Genomic DNA, 6142 nt, shown 5'->3' on the forward strand with positions numbered 1-6142 from the left:
GTCGCCGCGCAGCTGGGCGTCAGCGGTCAAGCCACATCCCGTAGAACGTGGGCCGGCCGACCGACTCGGCAGCCACCCCGCGGATATCCGGCTGGGCACCGAACACCTGCGGTTCCTCGAACAGCGGGATCACGTAGGCGTTCTCCGCCAGGTAGGTCTGCACCGCCTGGGACGCAGCGATCCGCGCCTCGTGCTCCGGTTCGGAGGCCACCGCCTCGAGCAGCCCCTCCAGCTCCGGATCGGTGATCTGGTCGGTCTGCGGGTCGCGGTTCAGCAGCGTGTTGCGGTTCGTGGAGTAGAACTGGCTCTTGATCACGTCCATGTCGGCCCGACCGACCATCGAGTGGTAGATCTGCACCTGGTCGGCGTCCTGGATGGCCTCGGCGTAGGTGCCGGCGTCCGCCCGCAGGATCTGCAGATCCACCCCGATCTCCCGCAGCTGCTGGCTGATCTGGGTGACCACCTCGAAGGAGCGCGGCTGGGGCAGCGCCTCGTTCACGGTCAGAGTGAGCACCTGGCCGTCCTTGACCCGGATGCCGTCCGGGCCGACCTCCCACCCGGCCTCGTCCAGCAGCTGCTCGGCGCGCGTCGGGTCGTAGTCGTAGTGCTCGCTGGTGTCGATGTAGCCGGTGGCCTCGCTGGACAGGATCGAGGTGGCCAGCGGGTAGTTGTCGGTGAACAGGGTGTCGACGATCGCCTGCCGGTCGACACCGGCGACCAGCGCCTGCCGCACCCGCAGGTCGGCGAGGATGTCGTTGCCGATGCGCAGGCTCAGGGAGTTGTTCACGCCACGGGTCTGCGGCGCGAACAGGTCCAGCCCGGCGCCAGTGACGCGTTCCTCGTCCTGGGCGGGCACCTCCCGGGCGAGGTCCGCCTGGCCGGAGAGCAGTGCGCCCACCCGGACCGACGCCTCCGGCGTCACCTGCACCTGCACCTCGTCCACGTACGCCCGGCCCTGGTGGTCTGCCGAGGCGGGTGCCCAGTCGTAGTCCTCCCGGGCGGTCAGGGTGACCGAGGTGCCGATCTCCTCGTCGGTGATCACGAACGGGCCCGTGCCGATGACATTGACGGCGTTGCCCGGGCCGAAGTCCTCGAAGGCGCCTTCCAGCGTGCTCGGGGCGAGGATGCCGGAGTTGATCGTGGCCGTCGCCTGCAGGAAGCCGGGGGCGGGCGCGTCGAAGTGGAACGTCACGTGCGTGTCGTCGACCACCTCGCTGGAGGCGTAGTTGTTCACGGCTTCGGAGACGATCAGCGCACGGTCCTCGTCGCCCAGCCCGTACAGGTCGAAGTTCTGTGCGACTACCTCGGCGGTCAGCGGGGCGCCGTCGGAGAAGGTGACGTCGTCACGGATGGTGAAGGTGTACTCCGTGGCGTCCTCGTTGATCTCCCAGTCGGTGGCCAGCCACGGCTCCAGCTCCAGGGTCGCAGGGTTCTGGTGCACGAGCCGGTCGGTGACGTTGTTCACCAGGCCGCCGTTGGGGTAGAAGCCCGCCTGGGGTGGGTAGAGCGTGTCGAATGTGCCCTTGTCCAGGTAGACCAGGGTGCCCCCGGTGACCGGTTCACCCGACCCGCCAGAGTCCGCAGCCCCACCGGCGCCACCACAGGCCGCCAGCGCCAGGGCGGCGGCAGTGACGAGCGCGGCGGCTCGGGCAGCGGTGCGGTGCGCAGTGGTCCTCATCGGGTTTCCTTCAGGTCGATCCGCTGGCTCACCTGGTGGCAGGTGACCAGCGGGACAGCGCCGGGACGGCGACGCCAGACGGCTGTCGGACGTGCTGACCAGCGTCCGCGCACTGGCCCGAACGCTCAACGAGCGGATGTTGTGTCTCAGATAGTGAGCAGCTGGTGGATCAGGCCGGCTGGGTGCCGCCTTCCTCGGCCTCCGCAGCGGTCAGCGGCAGCGCCACCTTCTCCAGGCTGGTGCGTTCCGCGTTCACCGCGAAGAAGAGGGCCACCACACCACCGAGGGCCATCACGCCGGCACCGACGAAGAAGGCGATCGACATCATCCCGCGGTCACCGGTGGCGACCAGGTTCCCGAACAGCGTCGGCCCGGCGATCCCGCCCACCGCAGTGCCGATGGCGTAGAAGAATGCGATCGCCAGCGCACGGGTCTCCATCGGGAAGATCTCGCTGACGGTCAGGTAGGCCGAGCTGGCGCCGGCGGAGGCGAAGAAGAAGGTCGCCACCAGCACCAGCATGAACAGCCACACGCTCGTCGACCCGGAGAGCAGCACCAGGGCGAGCACCACGGCGAGCGCCCCGGAGCAGAGGTAGGTGCCGGAGATCATCGTGCGACGACCCACAGAGTCGAACAGGTGCCCCAGCAGCACCGGGCCGAGGAAGTTCGAGAACGCCCAGACGGCGATGAAGTACGGCGCCGCACCGGAGGCCACGTCGTAGAACGTGGACAGCAGCGTGGCCAGGTCGAAGGTCACCCCGTTGTACAGGAACGCCTGTCCGACGAACAGCGCCAGGCCGAGCACGGACCGCCTGGGGTACAGCCTGAAGCCGACCTTCGCGATCTCCCGGAACGGGATGGAGGTCCGCTGCCGCACCGTCAGGGAGTCATCCGGCTCCTCCAGCTCCTGGCCGTGCTGGTCCTGCACCGACTCCTCGATCTCGGCAACGATCCGCTCGGCCTCGTCCTCGTGCCCGTGGATGAACAGCCACCGCGGGCTCTCCGGCACGTGCCGCCGCACGAAGAAGACCAGCAGGCCGAGCACGGCACCGATGGCGAAGGCGATCCGCCAACCGAGGTCCGCAGCGAACAGGTCGGTGTTCAGCAGCACCACGGCTCCCAGAGCGCCGAGTGCAGCGCCGAGCCAGTACGTGCCGTTGATGACCAGGTCTACCCGGCCGCGCACCCGTGCCGGGATGAGCTCGTCGATCGCGGAGTTGATCGCCGCGTACTCACCACCGATACCGGCTCCGGTGAAGAACCGGGCGAGGAAGAAGTACCAGGGTGCGAACGAGAACGCCGTCGCCACCGTGGCGACCAGGTACAGACCCAGGGTGATGATGAACAGCTTCTTCCGGCCGAGCCGGTCGGTGAGCTGGCCGAAGAAGAGCGCCCCCAGGCAGGCACCGACGATGTAGATGGCGCCGGCCAGACCGATCTCTGCCGGGCCGATGTCCAGACCGGACCCGTCCTCGGTCAGCCGGGCGGCGACGCTGCCAACCATGGTGACCTCAAGACCGTCGAGGATCCAGACACCGCCGAGGCCGATCACCACGCGCCAGTGGAACTTCGACCACGGCAGGTTGTCCAACCGGCCCGGGATCTTCGTGGTGATCGTCCCGAGCTCGACTTCTTTGCTCAGCGTGACCTCTCCTCCCGGCGCACGGTCACGTCAGGCCGTTCAGCGCCGACGCATCTTCCGCCACAGCCGCAGCGGGAACAGCCCGACCAACGGCGCCCGGCGACCGAGGTCGTCGGTGTCGCGCCGGTTGAACGCTGCCGCACACCGGGCGGCCTCAGCTTCGCTCCGATAGGTCTTGCTGCCGCCTGCGTGGCAGTCGCGGGTGCACTGCCACCTCAGCGTGGCGCCCTCGGTGCTGAAGGCGTAGTCATGTCCGAGCACTCGGCAGCGCAGGCTGGGCCGCTCCCCCGCAGCACTGCCCGTGCTCACGCCGGGTCGGGTGCCGTCTGTCGGTCGCTGGTCTGCCATGCCTCCGTGCTCCCCGTCGGGGCCTCCATGCCACCACCGATCCGCACCTGCCGCATCTGCGACAGGTGCACGCGCCGCTCGGTGGGCGAGATGGCTCCTGCGAGCGCCGAAGTCACGGCCAGAAGGGGAGGGCGGCACGTCCAACCTTCACTTGAGAGGAACCAGAACTGGCATACCGTGGGCTCGTGCGGAGGCAGACGCGAGCGGATGGAGAGCCAGTGGACGAGCCGACCCTAGAAGTCCGAGCCCACGATGCTCTCGTGTCTTGGTTGACGCAGGAGCATCCTCAGCCTGGGCAGGCCGTGCCAATCCGGGAGTTCGCCCGCAAGCTCGGGATGAGCCGGACCCCTGTGCGCAGTGCCGTCGGCCGGCTCCACGAACGCGGACTCCTCGCTTACGACTCGCTGGCCGGCTTCACTGTGGCCATCCCTTCGCTCAGTTCGCTGTACGAACTGTTCGAGCTACGCTTGATGGTCGAGTCACACAGCGTGCGTCGGTACGTCGAGCAGGACAGAACACCTGCACTGCACCACTTGGACGAGTCAATTGAGCAGGCTAGTGACCTGGTCGCTGCTGCCGCGGATCAGGCTGCGCAGCACAATGCTTTCCGCGAGAACGACCGCAAGTTTCACAGGACCTTGGTGGAAATGGCCGCCTTCCCCAGGATGCTCGCACTGTATGACGAACTGCTTTTCAGCATCCATGTGACCCAGGCGGGGATGGAGGCCCCGTTGAACCGCGATCGAATGCAGACCCCCGTCGATGAGCACCAGCAGGTTGTCGACAGGCTGAAGGCAGGCGACGGCATCGCCGCACAGCGGGCGCTGGAGTCTCATATTCTGCGGGTACGCGACCAGACGATCGTGTTCCTCTCCCGCCCGCGGACCACGAACGATTCTCGCCTTGGCTGAATGTCCGCCGGAGAGTCGGCTGATAGGTGCGCTCACTGGTCCACCAGCCGTCGAGCTGTGTAGCTGTCGGTGATCAGCACGTCGATCCAGCGCCCCAGGGCCGCGGCCCGGATCGCCTCGAACTTGCGCGGACCGCCGGCCACGCCGATCTTGCGCGGGATGGCGCGTAACATCTCGGCGCTGATGCCCAGCACCCGTTCGTGCAGGTCGGTGGGGACGAGCTGACCGTCAGCGTCGAAGAACTGCAGGCACACGTCGCCGACCGCCCCCGCCTGGCGCAACGCGTCCAGGTCGGACTCGGCCAGTGCGTTGCCGGAGGCTGCCAGCAACGGAGAGGGCTGCACCGAGCCGATCCCGAGCAGCACGACGCTGAGCGAAGACCAGGCGGCGGCGACGTCGGCGATGTAGGGGTCGGCGAGCAGGGCGTCACGCACCATGGCGGAGGCCACCACTCCCGGCGCGGGGAAGTACATCGCGGCACCGCCGGTGGCCTGGGAGAGCCGGTCGGCTAGGCGGGTGGCGCGCACCTGCGCCTCCGGGTCGCCCACACCACCGAGCAGTTGGACCACCACCTCTGCGCTGCGGGTGGCCCGTGGCGCCATCGCCTCCACGACCGCCAGCAGAGAGGCCGACCAGGAGGAGATGCCCACCCGTTCGCTGCCCAGCAGCGTGGTCTCCAGATAGGCAGCCCCCACTCCCCCGATCGCTGCCAGCACGGCCGCCTCGTCCTCACCGGAGGGGCCGGCGACCACCACGTCGGTCAGCCCGTACTTCTCTTGCACCGCATCTTCCAGCTCGGAGAAGGTACCCGGCGGTGGGACCACCACCGTGCGTACGATCCCGAGCGTACTTGCGTCCTTCAGGAATCGGGACACCCGGGACTGGGAGATGTGTAGCCGCCTGGCGATCTCCGGCTGTGACAGGCCCTGCTCGTGGTACATCCGAGCGATCTTAACGAGCAGGGACACTCGGTCATTGGCTACGTGCCGTGCCCGAGAAGAGCCTTCTGACATGGAGCGCACCCTACTGGGAACTTCGTGACCTTTACCGCGAACAGCCGCTCGCTGCGGTCTTGGCGCCACCCGGCGGTCACGGCCAGCTATGGCCACATCCCATGACGATCACAGTGAAGCCGCACGTACTGCACAATCATCCTGCACGGTCGAGGCCGGACAGCACCGCGCGCCGGGAGCGGGCCGAAGCCCACCTAGGTGTACCCGGCCAGGAGGTTGGTAGCACTCGGCGGGTCTGGTTGACCTAGGAGGAGCCTCCGAGTGGGGTGTGGCTGTTCGAAGGCTGCACCACCACAAGGAGGCTCCGTGTCACACCGTAATGCCCGCCTGACCTTCTATGGTCGGCGTCTGATCGTCGACCGTCACCGGGATGGTTGGAAGCAGGCCCACATCGCTGCCGCGATGGGTGTGTCCCGCAAGTGCGTCAAGACCTGGATCGACCGCTACCAGGCTGAGGGCGAAGGGGGGTTGCACGAGCGGTCCTCGCGGCCGCACACGATGGCGACCAGGACCAGCTACGAGGTCGAGGAGAAGGTCCTGGCAGCCCGTG

The 6142-nt window shown here is 67.9% G+C and carries 6 protein-coding genes; 2 read left to right on the plus strand and 4 right to left on the minus strand.

Annotated elements, in window-relative coordinates; genetic code table 11:
• Positions 1-19: 19 nt before the first annotated feature.
• From K338_RS0114775 to K338_RS0114785, 3 genes are all read right to left on the minus strand, one after another.
• Positions 20-1678: a TIGR04028 family ABC transporter substrate-binding protein gene (locus tag K338_RS0114775; protein ID WP_022918942.1), complete on the minus strand. Its 1659-nt coding sequence runs from the start codon at positions 1676-1678 to the stop codon at positions 20-22.
• A gap of 169 nt (positions 1679-1847) precedes the next feature.
• Entirely contained in the window at positions 1848-3269 is a 1422-nt protein-coding gene (locus K338_RS0114780) for an MFS transporter (RefSeq protein ID WP_022918943.1), read from the minus strand.
• A gap of 90 nt (positions 3270-3359) precedes the next feature.
• Positions 3360-3668 (minus strand): hypothetical protein, encoded by a 309-nt coding sequence (locus tag K338_RS0114785; RefSeq protein WP_245542977.1) that lies wholly within the window; start codon positions 3666-3668, stop codon positions 3360-3362.
• A 218-nt stretch (positions 3669-3886) separates the two neighbouring features.
• Between K338_RS0114785 and K338_RS0114795 the strand changes: the two genes are divergently transcribed.
• Positions 3887-4579 (plus strand): GntR family transcriptional regulator, encoded by a 693-nt coding sequence (locus K338_RS0114795; protein ID WP_022918946.1) that lies wholly within the window; start codon positions 3887-3889, stop codon positions 4577-4579.
• Positions 4580-4611: 32 nt separating this feature from the next.
• On the opposite strand, the gene K338_RS0114800 is transcribed toward K338_RS0114795, so the two are convergent.
• Positions 4612-5520, minus strand: coding sequence for a sugar-binding transcriptional regulator (locus K338_RS0114800; RefSeq protein WP_245542978.1), 909 nt, complete (start codon positions 5518-5520; stop codon positions 4612-4614).
• A gap of 378 nt (positions 5521-5898) precedes the next feature.
• Between K338_RS0114800 and K338_RS0114805 the strand changes: the two genes are divergently transcribed.
• Positions 5899-6142 (plus strand): helix-turn-helix domain-containing protein (locus K338_RS0114805; RefSeq protein ID WP_027286878.1); only part of this gene is annotated, 244 nt, incomplete at its 3' end.

Origin of the sequence: Ruania albidiflava DSM 18029 (assembly GCF_000421225.1) — a bacterium.
GTDB classification, from domain to species: Bacteria; Actinomycetota; Actinomycetes; order Actinomycetales; family Beutenbergiaceae; genus Ruania; species Ruania albidiflava.